Genomic DNA, 18,876 nt, shown 5'->3' with positions numbered 1-18,876 from the left:
CGTCAGAGGTCACGGCTCATGAAGACGCTGTGTGGATCAGGGCGGTAGTCACCGAACGGCGGGCAGTGGGCGAAGCCGTGGGCGGCGTAGAGCCGTCGTGCGGGCCGGAAGAAATCATGCGCACCCGTCTCGAGGCTGAGGCGGCGGTAGCCGCGCGCGGTGGCCTCGGCGAGCAGATGACGCAGCAGGGTGGTCGCGATACCGCGGCGTTGGTGCGTCGCGGCGGTGCGCATGGATTTGATCTCGGCGTGGTCGTCGTCGAGGCGCTTCACCGCGGCGCATCCGGCGAGGGCCGCACCGTCCCATGCGGTCCAGAACGTGACGTCCGGATGACGCAGCGCCGCCAGGTCCAGCGCGTGCATGCTCTCCGCGGGCGAGTGCGCGGCCATCTCGGCAAGGTGCTCGGTGAGCAGTGCCGCGACCTCCGGGCCGGTGAGGTCGTCGACGACGATGCGCAGACCGTCGCGCTCGATCTCGGTGACGTGTTTGCCGGCCTGGTGGGACATGACTCCATCATGGCGGGTCGCTCGGTTCCATCCGCATCCCGCCACTGACTCGGCATCTCGCCGAGGCCGCACCCGAGCGTTCCCCGGGCGGCCTCGAATCGAAGAGCGCCGCGCGGAGCCGACTTCCGCGACACGGCGGAGCACGCTGCGAAGTCGTCGCCGGGACGGCAGGCCGTGCTCAGAACTGTCCGACAGCAGCCTTCAACAGCATCGAAGTAGCACGCTGTCAGCGCTGTCTTCAGGGTAGATCGAAACCACTGTCGTTCAACCGAATCCGCGATGCGGCGCGCACCTCGGAACTCGGCCATGAGGGCAGGCGATCGAACTGCTGAGGTATGGCTTCCCTCTGCGTCCTACATGATGTGCGCGATTTGAAAATGACACCTCGAACGCTCCGGGATGCGAGCATGGAAGGGCGACGACCGTGGTCGCCGTGCTGAGAGGTGGTGGGGTGTGGCGCAGTTCGTGCAGGAGTATGCCGTATTGCGGTGGATGATGGTGGCGGCGTTCGTGATCGCCGCGGGGATCGTGCTGTCGCGGGTGGCGGCGGCCGCGACGTCGTCGACCGGGTCCGTCGCGCAGACGCGGCCACCGTCGGACACCTCGGCCGGGCACTCCGAATCCGATGCGGCCCACCTGGTGATGTGCCTGGTGATGCTCGGCATGCTGGTGTTTCCCTCGGGCGCGAGCCCGCATGCGGTGCGCGGCGTACTGACGGCGATGGCCGTGGTGTTCGCCGGGTTGCTGACGATCCGTGCCGTGGAGCACGCCACCCAGGGGCGGCCATTGCCGATCGACCGGCTGGTACCGCTCGGCTACCACATCGTCGCCGCCGCGGCGATGCTCTACGCGATGTCCGGCCATACGGGTTCCGGCCATGCGGGCGGTCCGTCCACCGGACCGGCGCTCGTTCTCGCCGTCCTGTTCCTGCTCGACGCGCTTCTGGTGACCTTCACCGCCTGTACCGGCCGGACCCGGGCGCACGTGCCGGGGCCGCTGGGGCTGCTGGTGCGTTCCAGCGGCTGCGTCGCCGCCCTCACCGGTCCCGCGAAACCGTGGGCGGCGGTGCCGCATGTGGTGATGGACGCGGGCACCGCATACATGCTCGCGGCCGTGATCATTCGGTGACCGTGACCAATCCGGTTTCCCGCGCATACCGAACCCCTGTGCATGCAGGCACGGGATTCGGCCATGAGCAACGAACACGGTTCTGCTTCACCCCATCGCTCCGGCGGTCCGGCACGTGCGCGCGAGGAAACCGATGCCCCGGCGCTCGCGTGCCCGCTGCCCACCGGCTACGACCGAGCAGGGGCGACCCGCGCGAGCCGTGAGCTCGCGGCGCTACTCGCCGCCGCAGGCGCGGGCGATCGCGGCGCGTTCACCGAGTTCTATCAGCTGACCAGTCCGCGGGTGTTCGGGCTCGCGGTGCGAGTGCTGCGCAGTCATGCCGCCGCGGAGGAGGTGACCCAGGAGGTCTACCTCCAGGTCTGGTCGATGGCCCATCGCTACGATGCCACGCTGGCCAGTCCGGTCGGCTGGCTCATGATGCTCGCCCATCGCAGGGCGGTGGACCGGGTTCGCGCGGAGAGTTCGGCCACCAGCCGGGACCTCGTCTACGCGCACGAGCAGCTCGGGCGCGCCCACGATGTCGTCGCCGAATCGGTCACCCAGCGCATCGAGGAGCAACAGGTGGCAGGCTGCCTGGAGAGGTTGACCCCCACGCAGCGCGAAGCGATCGTGTTGGCCTACTACGGCGGGTGGACCTACCGGGAGGTCGCCGATCGTCTCTCGGTGCCGCTGCCCACGATCAAGACCCGCATCCGCGACGGGCTGAAACGATTGGAGCAATGTTTGTCCGGGGAAGGCAGCGATGGTTGACACCTCGCCGCGCTCGGAGGCGGACCTCATCGACCTCGCCTACCCCTGCGCGCTGGACGCGGTCGCCGATATCGAACGCAGGCACATCGATGCCCGTCTGGCGGCCGCGGACCCGGAAGTACGCCAGGCGTTCTCCGACACCGTGTGGCAGGTGCGTGACGTCATGGGGCGGCTGGCCGTGCTCGGTGAGCTCGCGCCGCCGCCGGAGCTGGAACGCCGCATCCTGGCCGCGCTGCCCGACGAGCGCGCCGAGCGGTCGAGCACGCGGATCGCGTCGTGGCGGCGCTCGCTGCGCTGGGTGGCCCCGATCGCGGCCGTCTTGTGCCTGGTGATCGGCGGCAGCGTGGTGACCGCGCAGCTCCTCGGCTCCCACTCGGACCCGGCCGCCGCCGATCGGGTGCACATGCGGACGGTGAACGGATCGTTCGCCGGGGGTGGGCTGCTCGTCGTCGACGCCTCACCCGAACTCGGACGCGCGGTCGTCGTCTTCGATCGGGTCGCTCCGCCGCCGCTGGGCCGGGTGTATCAGGTGTGGCTGGTCGGTTCCGACGGGCAACCCCGCTCGGCGGGATTGCTGAGCGACGTGCCGTCGACCGAGCGGCCGTTCGTCACCGGTTTCCGGTCCGGCGAAGTGCTGGCGGTGAGCGTCGAACCGGACGGCGGTTCGGACGCACCGAGCGGCGATCCGATCGTGGGCGTGACCCTGCCCTGAGCGGCGTCAGATCTCCACCGGCTGGTCCGCGGCGACTCGGCCGCCCAGATGCACCCAGCCGTCGGAGTCCCACCGGGTGAACAATTGCGAGCCTTTGCCCTGGGTGATGACCAGTCCCTTGCGCAGCAGCGCCGTCAACGCCACGGCCGCGGCCCCGGTCGCCTCGTCCTCGGTGATGCCCATGGTCGGCGCGAACATGCGCGATCGCAGGGCGGCGCGATGCTCGTCGGTCCACGCCCACAGGTAGTGCGGACCGCCGGGAAACTCCTCCGGCCGCAAGGTGGCCAGCTCCTCGGCGTCGTCCAGTTGATGGAAGGTGAACGCGGGCGCCCACTCGCCGCGAGCGGTGATCCAAGTCAATCCCTCGGTGAGTTCCACGGCCACCGGGCCCGCGGGGACGTCCAGTGTCCGCACCGCAAGGCCCTGCGACGCGAACCACCACGCCGTCCCCACCGAGGGGTGCCCGGCGAACGGAAGTTCCATCGTGGGGGTGTAGATCCGCACCGCGGCGGTGCCGTCCACCGGCTCCTCGACGACCACGGTCTCGCTGTATCCGGCCTTGGCGGCCAGCGCCTGCCGATCGGCCGCGGCCACGTCGGCCGCCCGTGCGATACCCAACTCGTTGCCGAAGCGTCCGGCGGCGTCGGTGAACACTCGCACCACATCGACCTGTGTGCTCATGCTCGCCGAGCCTACTCGGATGCCGCGGGCGCGAGCTGTCACGCAGACCACAATGGAACGCGAAAGAGGCCCCCGTCGCAGGACAGGGGCCGCTTTCCCAGCGAAATCAGATCGCGGCCGCGGTGAGGGCCTCGGTCGACTGCACCGCCTGGCCGACTCCGGCCACGATCGCGGCGGCGCGCAGCGATTCGAAGATCACTTCGCGGGATACGCCCGCTTCGCGCAACGTGTGCTCGTGCGCCTCGAGGCAGTGCGCGCAACCGTTGATCGAGGAGACCGCGAACGACCACAGCTCGAAGTCGGCCTTGTCGACGCCCGGCGTGCCGATGATCTGCATGCGCAGCCCGGCCCGCAAGTCGTCGTAGCGACCGCCGAGGAACGCCTTGCCCCGGTAGAACACGTTGTTCATGCCCATGATCGAGGCGGCGCCGAGCGCGGCGTTGTACGCCTCCGCCGACAGCGCGTCGGCGGCTTCCTCGGCGATCTCGCGCAGCGTGGTCGTCGACCGGGTGGCGGCCGCCGACGCGAGCAGGGTGCCCCACAACTGCTGTTCGTTCAGCACCGTGGTGCGCGCGATGGATGACAGATTGAGCTTGAGGTCCTTGGCGTACTCGGGAAGGGAGTTCTTCAGGTTCTCAATGCTCATGCGGCGATTCCTCTACTCGAAGCGATCCCGTGCGGGGACCAGGTCGGTTCTCGATGGTGTGGGGTTGGGACGTACCAGGAAGTCCGGATGCGACTGCGGTTTTCAGACGCTGGCGGACAGGAGTTCGCCCGCGTTGATGGTGGGGTCGCCCTTCTTCCAGTTGCAGGCGCACAGCTCGTCGGACTGCAGGGCGTCGAGCACGCGCAGCACCTCGTCGACGTTGCGGCCGACCGAACCCGCGGTCACGGAGACGAACTGGACCTCGTTGTTCGGGTCGACGATGAAGGTGGCGCGGTCGGCGACGCCGTCGGCGTTGAGCACACCGGCGGCCGCGGCCAGTTCCCGCTTGAGGTCCGAAAGCATGGGGAAGGGGAGGGTCTTGAGGTCCTCGTGCTGAGCGCGCCACTGGAAGTGCACGAACTCGTTGTCCACCGACGCGCCGAGCACCACGGCGTCCCGGTCCTCGAATTCGTCGTTGAGCTTGCCGAACGCGGCGATCTCCGTCGGGCACACGAAGGTGAAGTCCTTCGGCCAGAAGAAGACGATCCGCCACTTGCCCGCGTGGTCGTCGCTGGTGATCCGGGTGAAGTAGTCGTCGGGCTGCTGAGCGTCGACCTTCGACAGGTCACCGCCGATGACCGCGGTGAGGTTGTATGCCGGGAATTGGTCGCCGATGGTCAGCAGGGCCATGCTCGTCTCCTCGTCATTTGATTGCCAACTGTGTTCTGCGGTATTGCCGAACCGTTGCCGTGAAAGTCGGCCACCGACTCGAATTCAGCACTCACACCGCGGGTGAAAAGCTCATGGGCGATCTTGCCCAAGGGGCGGTAAAAGGTAAAGGTGATCAGTCGCACTACACTGATAGGGGTGACTGATCAGACTTATCAGCCCACCCTGTCACAGCTGCGTGCGTTCGCGGCGATCGCGGAATACCGCCATTTCGGCACCGCGGCTGCCCGTCTCGGTGTGAGTCAGCCCACGCTATCGCAGGCGCTCGCCGCCCTGGAACACGGGCTCGGGCTCCAGCTGATCGAACGCAGCACCCGGCGCGTGCTGGTGACCGCCGCCGGGATGCGGTTGCTGCCAAAGGCGATGGCGACGCTGGAGGCCGCGGACCGTTTCGTCGCGTCGGCCACCGGTGACGGGCTCGGCGGCACGCTGCGGATGGGCATCATCCCGACGGTCGCCCCCTATGTGCTGCCCGGGTTGCTGCCGGAATTGCGCAAGCGGCTGCCCGAACTGCGCCCGCAGATCATCGAGGACCAGACCGCCCGGCTGCTGGACGGGCTGCGCACCGGCGTGCTGGACGTCGCGCTGCTGGCGGTCCCCACCGAGATGCCGGGCCTGGTCGAGATTCCGCTGTACTCCGAGGAATTCGTGCTGGTCACGCCGCGCGGCCACGAACTGGCCGGGCGTGGCGACCTGGCGGCGTCGGTGCTGGACGCCCAGCCGCTGCTGCTGCTCGACGAGGGGCACTGCCTGCGCGATCAGACCTTGGAGGCGTGCCGCTCGGCCGATGTGCATCCCGCCGCCGTCGGCGACACCAGGGCCGCGTCCCTGTCCACCGTGGTCCAGTGCGTGGCGGGCGGGCTCGGTGTCACGCTGATCCCGCAGATGGCGGTCGCGGCGGAGACCGCGCGCGGCACGTTGGACGTGGCGCACTTCTCCGCTCCCGCACCCGGCCGCACCATCGGCCTGGTTTTTCGCACGTCCAGCGCCCGCGCCGACGATTACGAATACCTGGCCGCCATCATCCGTGCTCAGCGGCCGATGTAGCTGCGTCGAACGCGCCGGCCGGGCACAGTGGAGGCCGGTGAGAGGAGAGGCGAGTTGGCATCGGCGGCGCTGGGAGAGGGGCGGCTCGGCCGCCTGTCCGGATCGGACCATGCGTTGTTCGTCTACGGCACCCTGCAGTTCCCCGAGGTGTTGACGACGCTGCTCGGGCGAGTGCCATCGCTCGAACCGGCCGAGCTGGCCGGGTGGCGCGCCGCCGCGCTGCCGCGGCGGTTGTATCCGGGACTGGTCGCCGCGGCGCACGGGCGCGCCCGCGGCGCCGTGCTGACCGGCCTCAGCGCGACGGAGTGGAAGATTCTCGACGCGTTCGAGGACGACGAGTACGACCTGCGCCAAGTGCGCCTCGAGGGCCGGAACGCTCCGGTGTGGACCTACGTCTGGACGGTGGCGGCGGACTCGGCGGACTGGGAACGGGACCGGTTCGCCGCCGAGCATCTCGCGCGTTTCGCCGTCCGGTCCGCGCGGTGGCGGCAGGACCCCGCGAGCTTCTCGGACTCGGCCGGACCCGGCTGGTCGGATCCCTCGGCGTGAGGCCATATGTGCGGCTGTTGCAATTCCAAGACGACCGGTCGTATATTTGCCGCATGGCACGACCGCGACGCAGCCAGGACACCCGGCGTCTTCTCGTCGAAGAGGGCGCCGCGGGGTTTCTGACCAACGGCTACCACGGCACGGGTATCAAACAGATCCTGGACAAGGTCGGTGTGCCGAAGGGCTCGTTCTACAACTACTTCGACAGCAAGGAGAGCTTCGGTCGCGCGATCATCGAGCACCATTCGGTCTGCGTACAGCGCAATCTGACCGAGGCGTTCGGCGCGGAGCCGGACCCGGTGAGCGGCTTGCGGGCGTTCTTCGGACGGCTGATGGACGATTTCGTCGCGGCGGATTTCACCGGCGGGTGCCTCATCGCGAATCTCGGGGGCGAGCTGGAAGGCAGTGAGCTGTTGCGGGAATCGTTGTCGGTGGCTTGGCGCGCATGGCGCGATCGCGTCGCCGAGCAACTCCTGCAGGCGCAGCGCCTCGGCATGATCCGCGCCGACATCGAGGCGGTCGAACTGGCCGATCTCCTGCTCGAATCCTGGGAAGGGGCGGTCATCAGGATGAAGATGGAGCGCACCCTCGCGCCGCTGCACAAGTGCCTCGATCGCCTGCTGGGCGATTACTTCCTGCCCTGATTCCAGGGGCAGCACCTGTCCGGCGTCTTCGTCTACCGGTTCCAAGACGACCGGTCGTATATAAGAAAGGATCACCATGGTGAAGACCGTCATCGTGACCGGTTCCTCGAGCGGAATCGGTCGCGATATCGCACGGGCGTTCGTGGAACGCGGCGACAACGTCGTGCTCAACGGCCGAGACGAGGAAAAGCTGACCCGGGTGGCTGCTGAACTCGGTGCGCCGGAGCGTGTGGCTACGGTGCCGGGCGATATCGGCGCCGCCACGACCGCGGCGACCCTGGTGCGCGTCGCGGTGGAGCGATTCGGTGGCGTGGACGTGCTGGTCAACAACGCGGGCATCTTCGGAGCCAAGCCGTTTGTCGAGGTGACCGAGCAAGACCTGGACGTCTATCTGACCGGCAACCTCAAAGGCACCTACTTCACGACGCAGGCCGTGGTGCGGCAGTTCCTGACGCAAGCCAGGGGCGGCAGCATCGTGAACATCGGCACCGTGCTGATCGATCACGCCCTCGCCGGGTTGCCCGCCACCGCGGCTTTGGTCAGCAAGGGCGGCATACACGCGTTGACCACCAGCCTCGCCGCCGAACTCGCCGCCGAGGGCATCCGGGTCAACGCTGTCGCCCCCGGCATCATTCGCACACCGCTGTTCGGCGACGGCGACGAGCCTGCTTCGGGCAGACTCGCGCTGTTGAACCGCATCGGCGAAGTCGCCGAAACGACGGCCGCGGTCTTGTATCTCGCCGACGCGGCCTTCACCACCGGACACATCCTCCCCGTCGACGGCGGGTTCATCTCTGGAAGGGCGGCCTGAAATGCCTTATGTGAACATCAAAGTCACCGACGAAGGCGTGACCCGCGAGCAGAAGGCGCGGCTGATCAAGGGTGTCACCGATCTGCTGCAGGACGTGCTCGGCAAATCGCCCGCGAGCACGTACGTCGTGATCGACGAGGTCGCGCTGTCGAACTGGGGCGTCGGCGGCGTCGACGTCGAGCAGTGGCGCGCGCAGCAGCGCTCCTGAACCAACCGTGACCAGCCGCCCGTCGACCCGGCGCGGCTCTGATCGGACACGAAACACCGAATGCGCCGGTTCCGGATCCGGAACCGGCGCATTCGGGCGCCGTTGCCTAGACCCGCAGGGCGTGCGGTTCGATCGCGCCGCGCTCCAGCGCCCTGGCGTCGATGGTCTCGGGCTGGTAGGGCAGCTGCGCCAGGCGATCGGTCATCCCGCCGACCGGGTCGTCGATCTCCTCGACCAGGCCGAACAGGAACGACCACTCGTGTTCGTCGCTGCCGTAGTGCACCACGGTGCCGAACTGCTCGTGGAAACGCTGCCAGGACCGCTTCAGGGTCTCGTTGCGCCACATCGTCGCGCAGCCCGCCTGGGCGCACAGCACACCGCCGGGCGCGAGCAGCGCACGACATCGGGACAGGAACTCCGCCTCGTAGAGGCGGTTGTGCTGCGCGTCCTCGACGCGCTCGTCCGGCAGGTCGATCACGATGACGTCGTACCGGGTGCCCGCCCGCTCGGCCTCGGCCAGGAAGTCCCAGCCGTCGGCGTAATGGACCTTGATCGGCCCCTCACCCTTGACCGCGGCGGCCAGTTCATCCCTGGTGTAGCCGTAGGGCAGGTGCTCGGCGCACAGCTCGACCTCGAGCTGGTCGATGTCGACGTGGTCGACCAGAGTGGCGCCCGCGGCGACCGACATCTGGCTGGCGACGCCTTCCCCGGAGCCGATGATCAGCACCTTGTCCAGCTTCTCGGCCAGCACGAAGGCGGGGACCATCATCGCCTCGTGGTAGGTGACCTGGGAGAACTCGGTGGACTGGCGGTCGTCGTCGGAGAACAGGCTGATGCCCTGCTCGGTCCGCGCGATGATCATGTGCTGGAACGGGGTGTGGGTGTCGACGATCACGTCGTGCAGGTCCCAGATGCGGGTCAGGCCCGCGCCCACCGGCTCCTCGATCCGCTGACTGCCGTGTCCCCTGCGGATGACCTGCATCCGAACGTCCTTGGGCGCCAACGCGTCCCGCAGTAGCTCGACCGCCTTCGACGCGCCAGCGCCGATGCTGCCGCAAGTGAAGACGTCGACGAAGATGTCGCCGGACTCCGGATAGGTGTGAATCGAGGCGTGGGACTCCGACAACAGCGCGAGGACGGTCACCCCCTGCGGTTCGAACTTCTTGTGTACGACATCGCAGATGGTGACGCCCGCCGCGATCAGAGACTCACGCAACGCCGATTCGAGTCGTTCGAGATCGTCGCAGAGGGCTGCGTCGACACCACCGAACTCGGCCAGCACATGCCAACCGGTGAATTCCGCCGTCATGGGCAAACTCACTCTCGCTCAGCGCCCGAGACATGAACGGTCAAGGGCGGAAAACCATTGAAGGACACCGACGAATAGCTCGCGGTATAGGCACCGGTGTCGAGGATTCGAACGCGATCACCGGCTCGCAACGTGGTCGGTAGGAGGACTCGCGTGCGTTGATACAGTACATCGTCGCCGTCGCAGGTCGGACCGGCCACCACCGCCTCGTCGACGGGGTCGCCGTCGCGATCGGTGACGAACCGGTAGGCGATGTACTCGTTCTCTGTCTCGGCCATGCCGTTGTAGCGGCCGATGTCGAGATACACCCAGCGCCGACCGTCCGGCGCGGTGCGGACGCCGACGACCTCGGCGTGAATCGTGCCCGCCGAACCGACCAGTGCCCGGCCCGGTTCGACGACCAATCCGGTATTCCCGGAAAGGAATTCGGCCGCCGCGTGGTTCACCACCGCGGCGATCTCGCCCAGCGCGGGCGCCGCGTCGGCGTAGGAGATCGGCAGCCCGCCGCCGATGTTCACCGAGCCGACCGCGATATCCTTGTCGGCCAATGCCTCGGCGATCCGGCCCGCCTGCTCGATGCCGATCCGCCACGCGGTGGGATCCAGTTGCTGAGAGCCGACGTGGAAGTAGGGTCCGGCGACGACCAGCCCGAGATCCCTGGCCCGGACCAGCAGCCGGAACGCCTCGCCGGGGCTGCAGCCGAACTTCGTGCCGAACGGGGTGCGCGACTCCGGCGCCGAGGCGAGGAAGCGGCACTCCACCTCGGAGCCGGGCGCGTGCTCGGCGATGCGCAGCAGATCGTCCTCGGTGTCGAAGGCGAAGCGGCGCACCCCGAGGGCGTAGGCGCGGGCGATGTGCGCGGCCTTCTTGATCGGGTTGCCGTAGCACAGCCGCTCCGGCGCCACACCGAGTCCGAGGCAGAGGTCGATCTCGCCGATGCTGGCTACGTCGAATTCCGCGCCTTCCTCGTCCAGCAGGCGCACGATCTCCGGCACCGGGCTCGCCTTCACGGCGAAACGGATCCTCGTCGCGGCGCCCGTGCCCGCGGACAGGGCGGCGTCGAGCGCGCGGTAATTCTGGCGGACACGCTCGGGATGGATGACAAGGTACGGCGATTCGGGCATAGTTGATCTTTCGCTTCGGCAGCGGGGGAGAGAGTATCAGCGGCCCCTACCCAGTAACGAATCCGTCCAAACCTGGATTCGCCCCATGGTGGCGCAACCCTGTCATCAGGCCGCGACGGAGCTGCTGACCTGCGGGAACAGGTGGCCGGTAGGCGATGCGGGCTCAGCCGGCGGACACGGTGACGTCGTCGAAGACGACCTCGCCCGCGGCGTCGGACTCGGCCAGATCGACCACCGCGTCGATCGACCAGCCGTGGTCGCCCGCCGGGTCCTCCAGCACCTGCCGTACATGCCAGAATCCGGGTCTTCGTTCCACTTGGAACAGTTGCGGTCCCCTGGCGTCGGGTCCGGTGCCGATGCGCTCGTATTCCGCGTAGTAGTCCGCGAGTGCCTCGGCCCAGTCCGGGCCGGGACCGAGTGCCGCCAGCTCGTCCCAGCGTCGCAGCGCGGCCAGTTCGACCCGACGGAACATCGCGTTGCGGACCATCACCCGGAACGCGCGTTCGTTGGCGGAGATCGGGCGGACGGTTTCGGCGCCGAACGCGATCTGGTCGGCGTCGGTCTCCGCGCCCGGGTTGGTCAGTTGCTCCCATTCGTCGAGCAGGCTCGAATCGACTTGCCGCACAAGCTCTCCGAGCCACTCGGTGATGTCGTCGAGTTCTTCGGTGCGCGCCGACTCCGGCACGGTGCGCCGCAGCGCGCGATAGGCGTCGGCGAGGTAGCGCAGCACCACGCCCTCGGATCGGGCCAGCTCGTAGAAGGAGATAAGTTCGGCGAAGGTCATGGCGCGCTCGATCATGTCGCGCACCACCGACTTCGGCGCCGGCGCGAACTCCGACACCCACGGGTGTCCGGCTCGGTAGGTCTCGAAGGCCGGTTCGATCAGTTCGGCCAGCGGCTTGGGCCAGGTCACCTCTTCGAGCAGTTCCATCCGCTCGTCGTAGTCGATGCCGTCGGCCTTCATCTCCGCGATGGCCTCGCCGCGCGCCTTGTGCTGCTGGGCCATGAGCAGCTGGCGCGGATCCTCCAACGTGGATTCGATGAGCGACACCACGTCGAGGGTATAACTCGGGGACTGTTTGTCCAGCAACTCCAGCGCGGCCAGCGCGAACGGCGACAGCGGCTGGTCGAGGGCGAAGTCACGCTGCAGGTCGACGGTCAGGCGGGCGCGGCGCCCCTGCGCGTCGGGTTCGGGCAGTTGCTGCACCACCCCGGCGTCGCGCAGCGCCCGATACAGCCGGATGGCGCGCAGAATGTGCCTGCGCTGGGCGGGCCGCGGCTCGTGGTTGTCTTCGAGCAGATGGCGCATGGCGGTGAAGCAGTTGCCCGGCCTGGCGATCACATTCAGCAGCATGGCGTTGGTGACCGTGAAACGCGACACCATCGGCTCCGGCTGCGCGGCGACCAAGCGGTCGAAGGTCTCCTCACTCCAGGAGACGAAGCCTTCCGGCGGTTTGCGCCGCTGCACCTTGCGCTGCTTCTTGGGATCGTCGCCCGCCTTGGCCAGCAGCCGAGTGTTCTCCACCTCGTGCTCCGGAGCCTGCACGACGACGGTGCCCATGGTGTCGTAACCCGCCCGGCCCGCGCGGCCCGCGATCTGGTGGAACTCCCGCGCCTTGAGCCTGCGTGTGCGCACGCCGTCGAATTTGGTCAGCCCGGTGAGCAGCACCGTGCGGATGGGCACGTTGATGCCGACGCCGAGGGTGTCGGTGCCGCAGACCACCTTCAGCAGGCCGTCCTGGGCCAGGCGCTCCACCAGTCGCCGGTACTTCGGCAGCATGCCCGCGTGATGTACGCCGATGCCGTGCCGGATCAGCCGCGACAGCGTCTTGCCGAACCCGGCGGCGAACCGGAATTCGCCCAGCGCGTCGGCGATCGCGTCCTTCTCGGCGCGCGTCGCGAAATTCACACTCGTCAGCGCCTGCGCGCGTTCGAGCGCGGCGGCCTGCGTGAAGTGCACGACGTACACCGGAGCCTGGTGGGTGGTGACCAGCTCTTCGAGCGTCTCGGTGATCGGGGTGCGGGCATAGGAGAAGCTCAGCGGCACGGGGCGCTCGGTGCCCGCGACGATCGCGGTGGAGCGGCCGGTCCGGCGCTCCAGGTCACGGGCGAAAAAATCGACCTCCCCGAGGGTGGCCGACATGAGCAGGAACTGGGCGCGGGGAAGTTCCAGCAGCGGGACCTGCCAGGCCCACCCCCGATCGGGGTCGGCGTAGAAATGGAATTCGTCCATCACCACTTGGCCGACGGCGGCGTCCGCGCCTTCGCGCAGCGCCAGATTGGCCAGGATCTCCGCGGTCGCGCAGATGATCGGCGCGTCCGGATTCACCGCGGCGTCGCCGGTGACCATGCCGACGCGTTCGGCGCCGAATACCTCGCACAGGGCGAAGAATTTCTCGCTCACCAGCGCCTTGATCGGAGCGGTGTAGTACGTGCGCAGGCCCTGGGTGAGGGCGAACAGATGCGCGCCGACCGCGACGAGTGACTTTCCGGAACCGGTTGGGGTGGCGAGGATGACGTTGGATCCGGATGCCAGCTCGAGCAGCGCCTCGTCCTGCGCGGGGTAGAGCGGGGTGCCCTGCTCGGCGGCCCAGATGCCGAACGACTCGTAGAGCGCGTCGGCGTCGGTCCCCGGGATGTCGAGCAGTTCGGTCAGATCCACTCCGACAACCCTACGGCCTCGCCCGTGAGCACGTTTGCAGGGGCGATCGGGACCAGGCGGCCGGGCGGATCAGTCCTGTTCGCCCTCGTCGTCGCCGGTGTAACGGCCTTGCTCGGCGAGGAATCGTTCGAATTCGGCGCCCAGCTCGTCGCCGCTGGGCAACTCGCCGTCACCGACCAGCAGGCTCGACTGGCGTTCCTGCGCGGTGACGAAGCTGTCGTACTGCCGCTCCAGCGCGTGCACGACGGTCTCGACCTCGGCATTGCCCGCGATGTGCTCGTTGACCTGTTCGCGTACCCGGGCGGCGGCCTCGCCGAGCGCGGCCAGCGGGAACTCCAGGCCCGCGTTGTCGGCGACGTTCTCCAGCAGCGTCTGCGCGGCCTCCGGGTAGGCGGTCTGTGCCAGGTAGTGCGGCACGTGCACCGAGAAGCCGACCGACTCGTGACCGTGCTGCGCCATGCGGAATTCCAGCAGCGACGACGCGCTGCCAGGAACCTGCAGCTCGCCCGGCCACCGCTGGTGCTCGGAGATCAGGTCGCGGTTGGAGGAGTGCGCGGTCACGCCCAGCGGGCGAGTGTGCGGAATCGCCATCGGGATGGCGCTCAGGCCGATGCTGCGCCGCACGCCCAGCTGGTCGGCGAGCAGCCGCACCGCGGTGGTGAACTTCTCCCAGCGTAGGTCCGGCTCCAGACCCGCGAGCAACAGGAACGGGGTCCCCGCGGTGTCGCGCAATGCCCAGAGGTTGAGTTCCGGCTCGGCGTAATCGGAGAAATGATCGGTCTTGAACGTCATGAGCGGGCGCCGCGAGCGGTAGTCCAGCAGCTCGTCCACGTCGAACGAGGCGACCAGTTCGCTTTCGAGGCTTTCGCGCAGGTGCGTGGTCGCCAACCGCACCGCGTGCCCGGCGTCGGTGAAGCCTTCCAGTCCGTGCACCAAGACCGGGCCCGCGCCGTCGGCGGACGACAGCTGCGGAGCGGGAAACTCCAGTTCGTACATTCGCGACTCGTAGTCCATCGCGTACTCCTTCCTGCGCGGCTCCTGCGGCCCGGACGCGTGCCTCACGCGCCAGTGTGGTTGCCTGCCCGATCGTTCGCCACTCCTGGTGGTGCGAGACGAGCAGTCGTCCGAACCGGGGACCACTGTCCATTGTCCCCCATGCCGTCGCGGTCGCCGCGCACGGCCGGACACCGACCCGTACTCCGAGCCAACAGCATCGGTGGGCCGCGCATTCCCGGCCCGGCGGCGTGGCATCGCCGACCGGACACGAGGAGTTTGGCACAGTGGGGATGTGACCGTGGCGGATTCGAGGCGCATGCGGCTGGGCCGGGTGGCACCCGTCGTCTGCGCGGTGCTGCTAGCAGGATGCGGGTCGACGGTACCGGGGCGCCCGGTCTCGTCGGCGCCGACCGCGGTGACCCGGCACGTCAGCGCGGAACTGCCGACACTGCTACCGGATCCGAGCCAGTTTCCACCGCCGTACGCGGCGGTGGTGCTGCCCCAGGACGCCGTGGCTCAGGCGGCGGGCGACCTGGACGGCATGGGCCGCGGTGCGAACGTCCAGCCCAGCCGGTGCGTGCCGCCGAATCAGGACTTCGGGCCCGATCGCACCGCGATGGCGGTCGGCACGGACGACGCGACCCGCGCGACGCTGACCGTCGAATTGACCCGCAGCGGCGAGCCGCTGGCCGCCCTGCGCGCCCGGCTGGAGCAGTGCGGATCGGTGCGGGTCAACCGAGCGGGCGCCGCTACCACCGTGACGTCCGAGTTGGACTCGCCGCCGCCGATCGACGCCGACGACACCCTCTCGCTGCGCAGGACGGTGCGGCCGGAGTCGGGAGGCGCCCGGCTGACCCAAACGATGCGCACGCACGTCGCGCAAGTGGGGGACGTGCGAATCTCGGTGACCTACATGTCGTTCGCCGAGGGCGAACCGGATACCCCCGCGCTGGATGCGCTGTTCGCCACGGCGGTGCGCAAAGTGCGCGAGAGGTAGCGCGGGCGGCACGGTAGCAGGCGCCTCCGACACGAATCGCGATACCGCCGTCGTGTCGGTCGAGTCGTGCACAGCGCGAAGCGGATTCCCCAGGGCGGCGGAATCGCCAGGTCGGCGTCGAAGACCGGAGTCCACCGAGCCGCATGGTCGAAGCATGACCACTTCCGCGAACCCGTTTCGAGCCCCCGAACCGGTCGATGCCGGACATGCAGGCATGGACGACGAATCGCGGCCGGATTCCGGCCGCAACCATCCATCGAGGTGCGGCGCTCGCTCCGACACCGCGCCACGCGCCGTTCCCGCAGCGATCGCCGCGCCGCACTCGCATTCGCGCGCGGCGGAGGACGGAACAGACGCGTGGACTCCCGGTGGTCGATCTCGGCACGCTCGATGCGGCGAAGATCCTCCGCAGTTCCATGGTGCTCCGGAACATGTTGTGTGCGTAGATGATCCGGCGGAGTTGATTGCCGCGGTGCCCGCGATGCTCGGATTCACCCCGGAACGGTCGGTGGTCGTGCTCGTCCTGCGGCACGGGACGCCCGGCGGTGCGACGGTCGACGCGGTGGTGCGCTTCGATCTGGATTCGCCCGGTGGCCGCCGCGTGCGCGGTGCGACGCTGGCGGCCGCGGTCGCGCGGATCTGCGCGCACGACCAGGCGGCCGAGGTCATGGCCGTCGTCGTCGACGAACGCGCCGTGGAGCCGAGCGCCGACCGGTCGAGATGCGCGGCCGGACGATTCGACGCGCTGGTCGGCTCGCTCGGCAGGCGGCTGGCAGCGTGTGACATCTCGCTGGCCGGGGTCTGGGCGGTGCCTGCGATCGCCGCCGGGCAGCAGTGGTGGACCTTGACGGGACCACGGCGGCGCGGAGTGCTCCGTGATCCTGCGGCCTCTCTGGTGACGCTGACCCACGTGCTGGAAGGCAGGCCGATCCGCGGTTCGCGTTCCGAACTCACCGGTCTGGTCGCGCCCGATCCGCTCGCATGTGCCGAGATGGCGGCGCACCTGCCGGACGCGCTCGCGCGTGCGGGCGAACGCTACGCCCGGGCCGCGCGTCGCGGCGATCCGATCGGATACAGCAGGCAAGCGCTGGACTATGTGCTGTGGCAGATCGCCAACACCGCCTCGGGCGCGGCGCTGATGGCGCCCGAACTCGCGAAGATCACCGCGGCCCTGCGCGATCGGGCGGTGCGGGACACGATGTTCGCACTGGCCGTGGGCGACCACGCCGCCGCGGCGGAGGCGGTGTGGATCGCGCTGACCCGCGCGCTGACCGGCGCGGATCGTGCCGAGGCCGCCGCACTGCTCGGCTACAGCGCCTACGTCCGTGGTGACGGACCACTGGCGGGCATCGCGCTGGAAGCCGCGCTGGAGGCGGATCCGGGGCATCCGATGGCGATGCTGCTCGACACCTCGCTGCGCCTGGGCATGCGCCCGGAACAGTTGCGTCGCCTCGCGCGCAGCGGCTACCGGACCGCCGCTGGTCTCGGTGTCGACCTGGGGGAACCGGCGCCGTGAAGCCGGATATGCGGATCGGTGACAACGAGTTCGCGATGCTGCCCGCGCCGGATCACCGTGACGATTCGGCGGAACACCGTGCTTCGTCCGGGCAGGTGTCGTCGCGGCGCAATCGGCTCCGGGGCCGTTGCGTCGGCGCCGCGGCCCGAGTCGGTGCGGGGTCGACTCGGACCGCAGGTGGCGGATTATCGCGCGCTGTGCGCGCGGGAGCCGAGCGATCGGAGGAAAGCCCAAGCGTCAGTGACGATTTCGTCGAGATCGTTGTGCTCGGGACGCCAGCCCAGCTCGGTGATGGCGCGTTCGCTGGACGCGATGAGCGTCGCCGGGTCGCCGGGACGACGGGGCGCGTCTTGCGCGGCGATCGGCAGGCCGGTGACGCGCTCGCAGGCCGAGATCACCTCGCGAACGGAGAATCCGGTGCCACTGCCCAGGTTGTAGATCCGGTGGGTGCCCGGCTCGGCGGTCGTCAAGGCCAGCAGATGGGCCTGAGCGAGGTCGCGGATGTGGATGTAGTCGCGGACCGCGGTCCCGTCGGGGGTGGGCCAATCGGTGCCGAAGACCGAGATCGCCTTGCGGTGCCCGGCCGCGACTTGCAGGACCAGCGGGATGAGATGCGTTTCCACCACTCGGTTCTCGCCCAGTCCGCCATAGGCGCCTGCGACGTTGAAGTACCGCAGGCTGGTCGCCGCCAGCCCGTGCGCGATCGCGTAGGAGGTGATGGCATGGTCGATGGCCAGCTTCGACGAGCCGTACGGATTGGTCGGGCGGGTCGGGGCATCCTCGGTGATCGGCACCTGCTCCGGTTCCCCGTAGACCGCGGCGGTGGAGGAGAAGACCAGCCGCGGCGTTTCCGTGCGCCGCATCGCCTCCAGCAGCTCGAACGTCTTCACGACGTTGCCGTGCCAGTACTTCTCCGGCTGCTGCACCGACTCGCCGACCAGCGACTGGGCCGCGAAATGCAGAACAGCGTCGAAGGGTTCGGCGGCCAGCAGCTCCGGCGCGGCGACCGCCACGTCACCCTGGACGAACCGGGCGGCGGAGGGCACGCCCTCGGCATTGCCGGTGGACAGATCATCGACCACGATCACCTCGTGGCCGGCTTCCAACAGAACTTGGGCGCAGACGCCGCCGACGTAGCCCGCGCCACCCGTGACGAGAAGTCTCACGTGTCAGGCCAGCTTCACCTGGACGGCGTGCGCCATCTCGTCGGGCAGTTCGAAGCCGTCGTGGCCGGGCACGGTGATGATCACCGAACCCTGCCTCGTCTCCACCGTGACGCGGGCGTCGGGCACCACGCCCGCCTCCCGCAGCCGGCCGATGACTTCGGGGTCGGTCTGGATGTGCTCGGCGAGCCTGCGCACGACGACGGCGTGCTGCTGGCCGTTCGGCAGATCCGACAGGCGAAGCAGCGTCTCGTCGGCGGCGGCGGGCGGAATGATGCCCAGTTCGTCCAGGCCGGGAATGGGGTTGCCGTACGGGGAGGTGGTGGGGTGGTTGAGCACCTCGACCAAACGGCGCTCGACGTCCTCGCTCATCACGTGCTCCCAGCGACAGGCCTCCGCGTGCACGTTCTGCCAGTCCAGGCCGATGATGTCGACCAGCAGCCGTTCGGCCAGCCGGTGCTTACGCATGACCGCGACGGCCATGCTGCGCCCCTTCTCGGTCAGTTCCAGATGACGGTCGCCGGCGACCAGCAGCAAGCCGTCACGTTCCATGCGCGCGACGGTCTGGCTCACGGTGGGACCACTCTGTTCGAGGCGCTCGGCGATCCGGGCGCGCAGGGGCACCACGCCCTCCTCCTCGAGGTCGTAGATGGTACGGAGATACATCTCCGTGGTGTCGACCAGATCCTTCACCTGTT

General features: G+C 68.9%; 20 protein-coding genes. 10 read left to right on the top strand and 10 right to left on the bottom strand.

Features of this window, described 5'->3' with window-relative positions; translation table 11 throughout:
- Positions 1 to 2 precede the first annotated feature (2 nt).
- A complete protein-coding gene (locus AB0L97_RS07370; protein ID WP_356961540.1) occupies positions 3 to 506 on the bottom strand; it encodes a GNAT family N-acetyltransferase in 504 nt (167 codons plus the stop codon).
- Positions 507 to 959: 453 nt separating this feature from the next.
- On the opposite strand from AB0L97_RS07370, the gene AB0L97_RS07365 reads away from it, so the two are divergent.
- From AB0L97_RS07365 to AB0L97_RS07355, 3 genes are all read left to right on the top strand, one after another.
- Entirely contained in the window at positions 960 to 1,634 is a 675-nt protein-coding gene (locus AB0L97_RS07365) for a DUF5134 domain-containing protein (RefSeq protein WP_364426037.1), read from the top strand.
- A 63-nt stretch (positions 1,635 to 1,697) separates the two neighbouring features.
- Positions 1,698 to 2,384, top strand: coding sequence for an ECF RNA polymerase sigma factor SigK (sigK, locus tag AB0L97_RS07360; protein ID WP_364426035.1), 687 nt, complete (start codon positions 1,698 to 1,700; stop codon positions 2,382 to 2,384).
- Positions 2,377 to 3,096 carry an anti-sigma factor gene (locus AB0L97_RS07355; protein ID WP_356961544.1) on the top strand — a complete coding sequence of 240 codons (720 nt, stop codon included), beginning with the start codon at positions 2,377 to 2,379 and terminating at the stop codon, positions 3,094 to 3,096. The genes sigK and AB0L97_RS07355 overlap by 8 nt, the downstream gene beginning before the upstream one ends.
- A gap of 6 nt (positions 3,097 to 3,102) precedes the next feature.
- On the opposite strand, the gene AB0L97_RS07350 is transcribed toward AB0L97_RS07355, so the two are convergent.
- From AB0L97_RS07350 to AB0L97_RS07340, 3 genes are all read right to left on the bottom strand, one after another.
- The gene (locus AB0L97_RS07350) at positions 3,103 to 3,777 is read right to left on the bottom strand and encodes a PhzF family phenazine biosynthesis protein (protein ID WP_355070307.1); all 675 of its coding nucleotides are present in this window, start codon (positions 3,775 to 3,777) and stop codon (positions 3,103 to 3,105) included.
- Positions 3,778 to 3,883: 106 nt separating this feature from the next.
- The gene (locus AB0L97_RS07345) at positions 3,884 to 4,423 is read right to left on the bottom strand and encodes a carboxymuconolactone decarboxylase family protein (protein WP_355070309.1); all 540 of its coding nucleotides are present in this window, start codon (positions 4,421 to 4,423) and stop codon (positions 3,884 to 3,886) included.
- Between the two features lie 102 nt (positions 4,424 to 4,525).
- Entirely contained in the window at positions 4,526 to 5,113 is a 588-nt protein-coding gene (locus tag AB0L97_RS07340; RefSeq protein ID WP_364426032.1) for a peroxiredoxin, read from the bottom strand.
- A gap of 177 nt (positions 5,114 to 5,290) precedes the next feature.
- Here AB0L97_RS07340 and AB0L97_RS07335 point away from each other — a divergent pair, with 177 nt between their 5' ends.
- From AB0L97_RS07335 to AB0L97_RS07315, 5 genes are all read left to right on the top strand, one after another.
- The gene (locus AB0L97_RS07335; RefSeq protein ID WP_364426030.1) at positions 5,291 to 6,199 is read left to right on the top strand and encodes a hydrogen peroxide-inducible genes activator; all 909 of its coding nucleotides are present in this window, start codon (positions 5,291 to 5,293) and stop codon (positions 6,197 to 6,199) included.
- Between the two features lie 54 nt (positions 6,200 to 6,253).
- Complete coding sequence (locus AB0L97_RS07330; protein ID WP_355070315.1) at positions 6,254 to 6,748, top strand: gamma-glutamylcyclotransferase family protein; 495 nt, start codon at positions 6,254 to 6,256, stop codon at positions 6,746 to 6,748.
- 53 nt (positions 6,749 to 6,801) lie between these two features.
- Positions 6,802 to 7,392: a TetR family transcriptional regulator C-terminal domain-containing protein gene (locus AB0L97_RS07325; RefSeq protein ID WP_364426027.1), complete on the top strand. Its 591-nt coding sequence runs from the start codon at positions 6,802 to 6,804 to the stop codon at positions 7,390 to 7,392.
- Positions 7,393 to 7,468: 76 nt separating this feature from the next.
- Positions 7,469 to 8,203: an SDR family NAD(P)-dependent oxidoreductase gene (locus tag AB0L97_RS07320; protein ID WP_364426025.1), complete on the top strand. Its 735-nt coding sequence runs from the start codon at positions 7,469 to 7,471 to the stop codon at positions 8,201 to 8,203.
- Position 8,204: 1 nt separating this feature from the next.
- Entirely contained in the window at positions 8,205 to 8,411 is a 207-nt protein-coding gene (locus tag AB0L97_RS07315; RefSeq protein ID WP_355070321.1) for a 4-oxalocrotonate tautomerase family protein, read from the top strand.
- 106 nt (positions 8,412 to 8,517) lie between these two features.
- Here the strand turns inward: AB0L97_RS07315 and speD are convergent, their stop codons facing one another.
- From speD to AB0L97_RS07295, 4 genes are all read right to left on the bottom strand, one after another.
- Positions 8,518 to 9,720, bottom strand: a complete 1,203-nt coding sequence (gene speD, locus AB0L97_RS07310; protein WP_364426023.1) for an adenosylmethionine decarboxylase — start codon at positions 9,718 to 9,720, stop codon at positions 8,518 to 8,520.
- Positions 9,721 to 9,728: 8 nt separating this feature from the next.
- A complete protein-coding gene (locus AB0L97_RS07305) occupies positions 9,729 to 10,844 on the bottom strand; it encodes a type III PLP-dependent enzyme (protein WP_355070324.1) in 1,116 nt (371 codons plus the stop codon).
- A gap of 163 nt (positions 10,845 to 11,007) precedes the next feature.
- Entirely contained in the window at positions 11,008 to 13,506 is a 2,499-nt protein-coding gene (locus tag AB0L97_RS07300) for a DUF3516 domain-containing protein (RefSeq protein ID WP_355070326.1), read from the bottom strand.
- A gap of 69 nt (positions 13,507 to 13,575) precedes the next feature.
- Positions 13,576 to 14,520, bottom strand: a complete 945-nt coding sequence (locus tag AB0L97_RS07295; protein ID WP_355070327.1) for a PAC2 family protein — start codon at positions 14,518 to 14,520, stop codon at positions 13,576 to 13,578.
- A gap of 280 nt (positions 14,521 to 14,800) precedes the next feature.
- Between AB0L97_RS07295 and AB0L97_RS07290 the strand changes: the two genes are divergently transcribed.
- Both AB0L97_RS07290 and AB0L97_RS07285 read left to right on the top strand, forming a co-directional pair.
- Positions 14,801 to 15,499 (top strand): sensor domain-containing protein, encoded by a 699-nt coding sequence (locus AB0L97_RS07290; RefSeq protein WP_355070329.1) that lies wholly within the window; start codon positions 14,801 to 14,803, stop codon positions 15,497 to 15,499.
- Between the two features lie 436 nt (positions 15,500 to 15,935).
- A complete protein-coding gene (locus AB0L97_RS07285; protein WP_364426019.1) occupies positions 15,936 to 17,015 on the top strand; it encodes a DUF4192 domain-containing protein in 1,080 nt (359 codons plus the stop codon).
- 185 nt (positions 17,016 to 17,200) lie between these two features.
- Here the strand turns inward: AB0L97_RS07285 and galE are convergent, their stop codons facing one another.
- Together galE and AB0L97_RS07275 are read right to left on the bottom strand one after the other, a co-directional pair.
- On the bottom strand, positions 17,201 to 18,181 hold the full coding sequence (gene galE, locus AB0L97_RS07280) for a UDP-glucose 4-epimerase GalE (RefSeq protein WP_355070332.1): 981 nt from the start codon (positions 18,179 to 18,181) through the stop codon (positions 17,201 to 17,203).
- A gap of 3 nt (positions 18,182 to 18,184) precedes the next feature.
- Positions 18,185 to 18,871 (bottom strand): iron dependent repressor, metal binding and dimerization domain protein, encoded by a 687-nt coding sequence (locus tag AB0L97_RS07275; protein WP_355070334.1) that lies wholly within the window; start codon positions 18,869 to 18,871, stop codon positions 18,185 to 18,187.
- Positions 18,872 to 18,876: the final 5 nt, after the last annotated feature.

Origin of the sequence: Nocardia sp. NPDC051911, assembly GCF_040681035.1 — a bacterium.
GTDB classification, from domain to species: Bacteria; Actinomycetota; Actinomycetes; order Mycobacteriales; family Mycobacteriaceae; genus Nocardia; species Nocardia sichangensis.
Note: the sequence above shows the minus strand (reverse complement) of the source record. Positions and strands in the feature narration are given on the sequence as shown.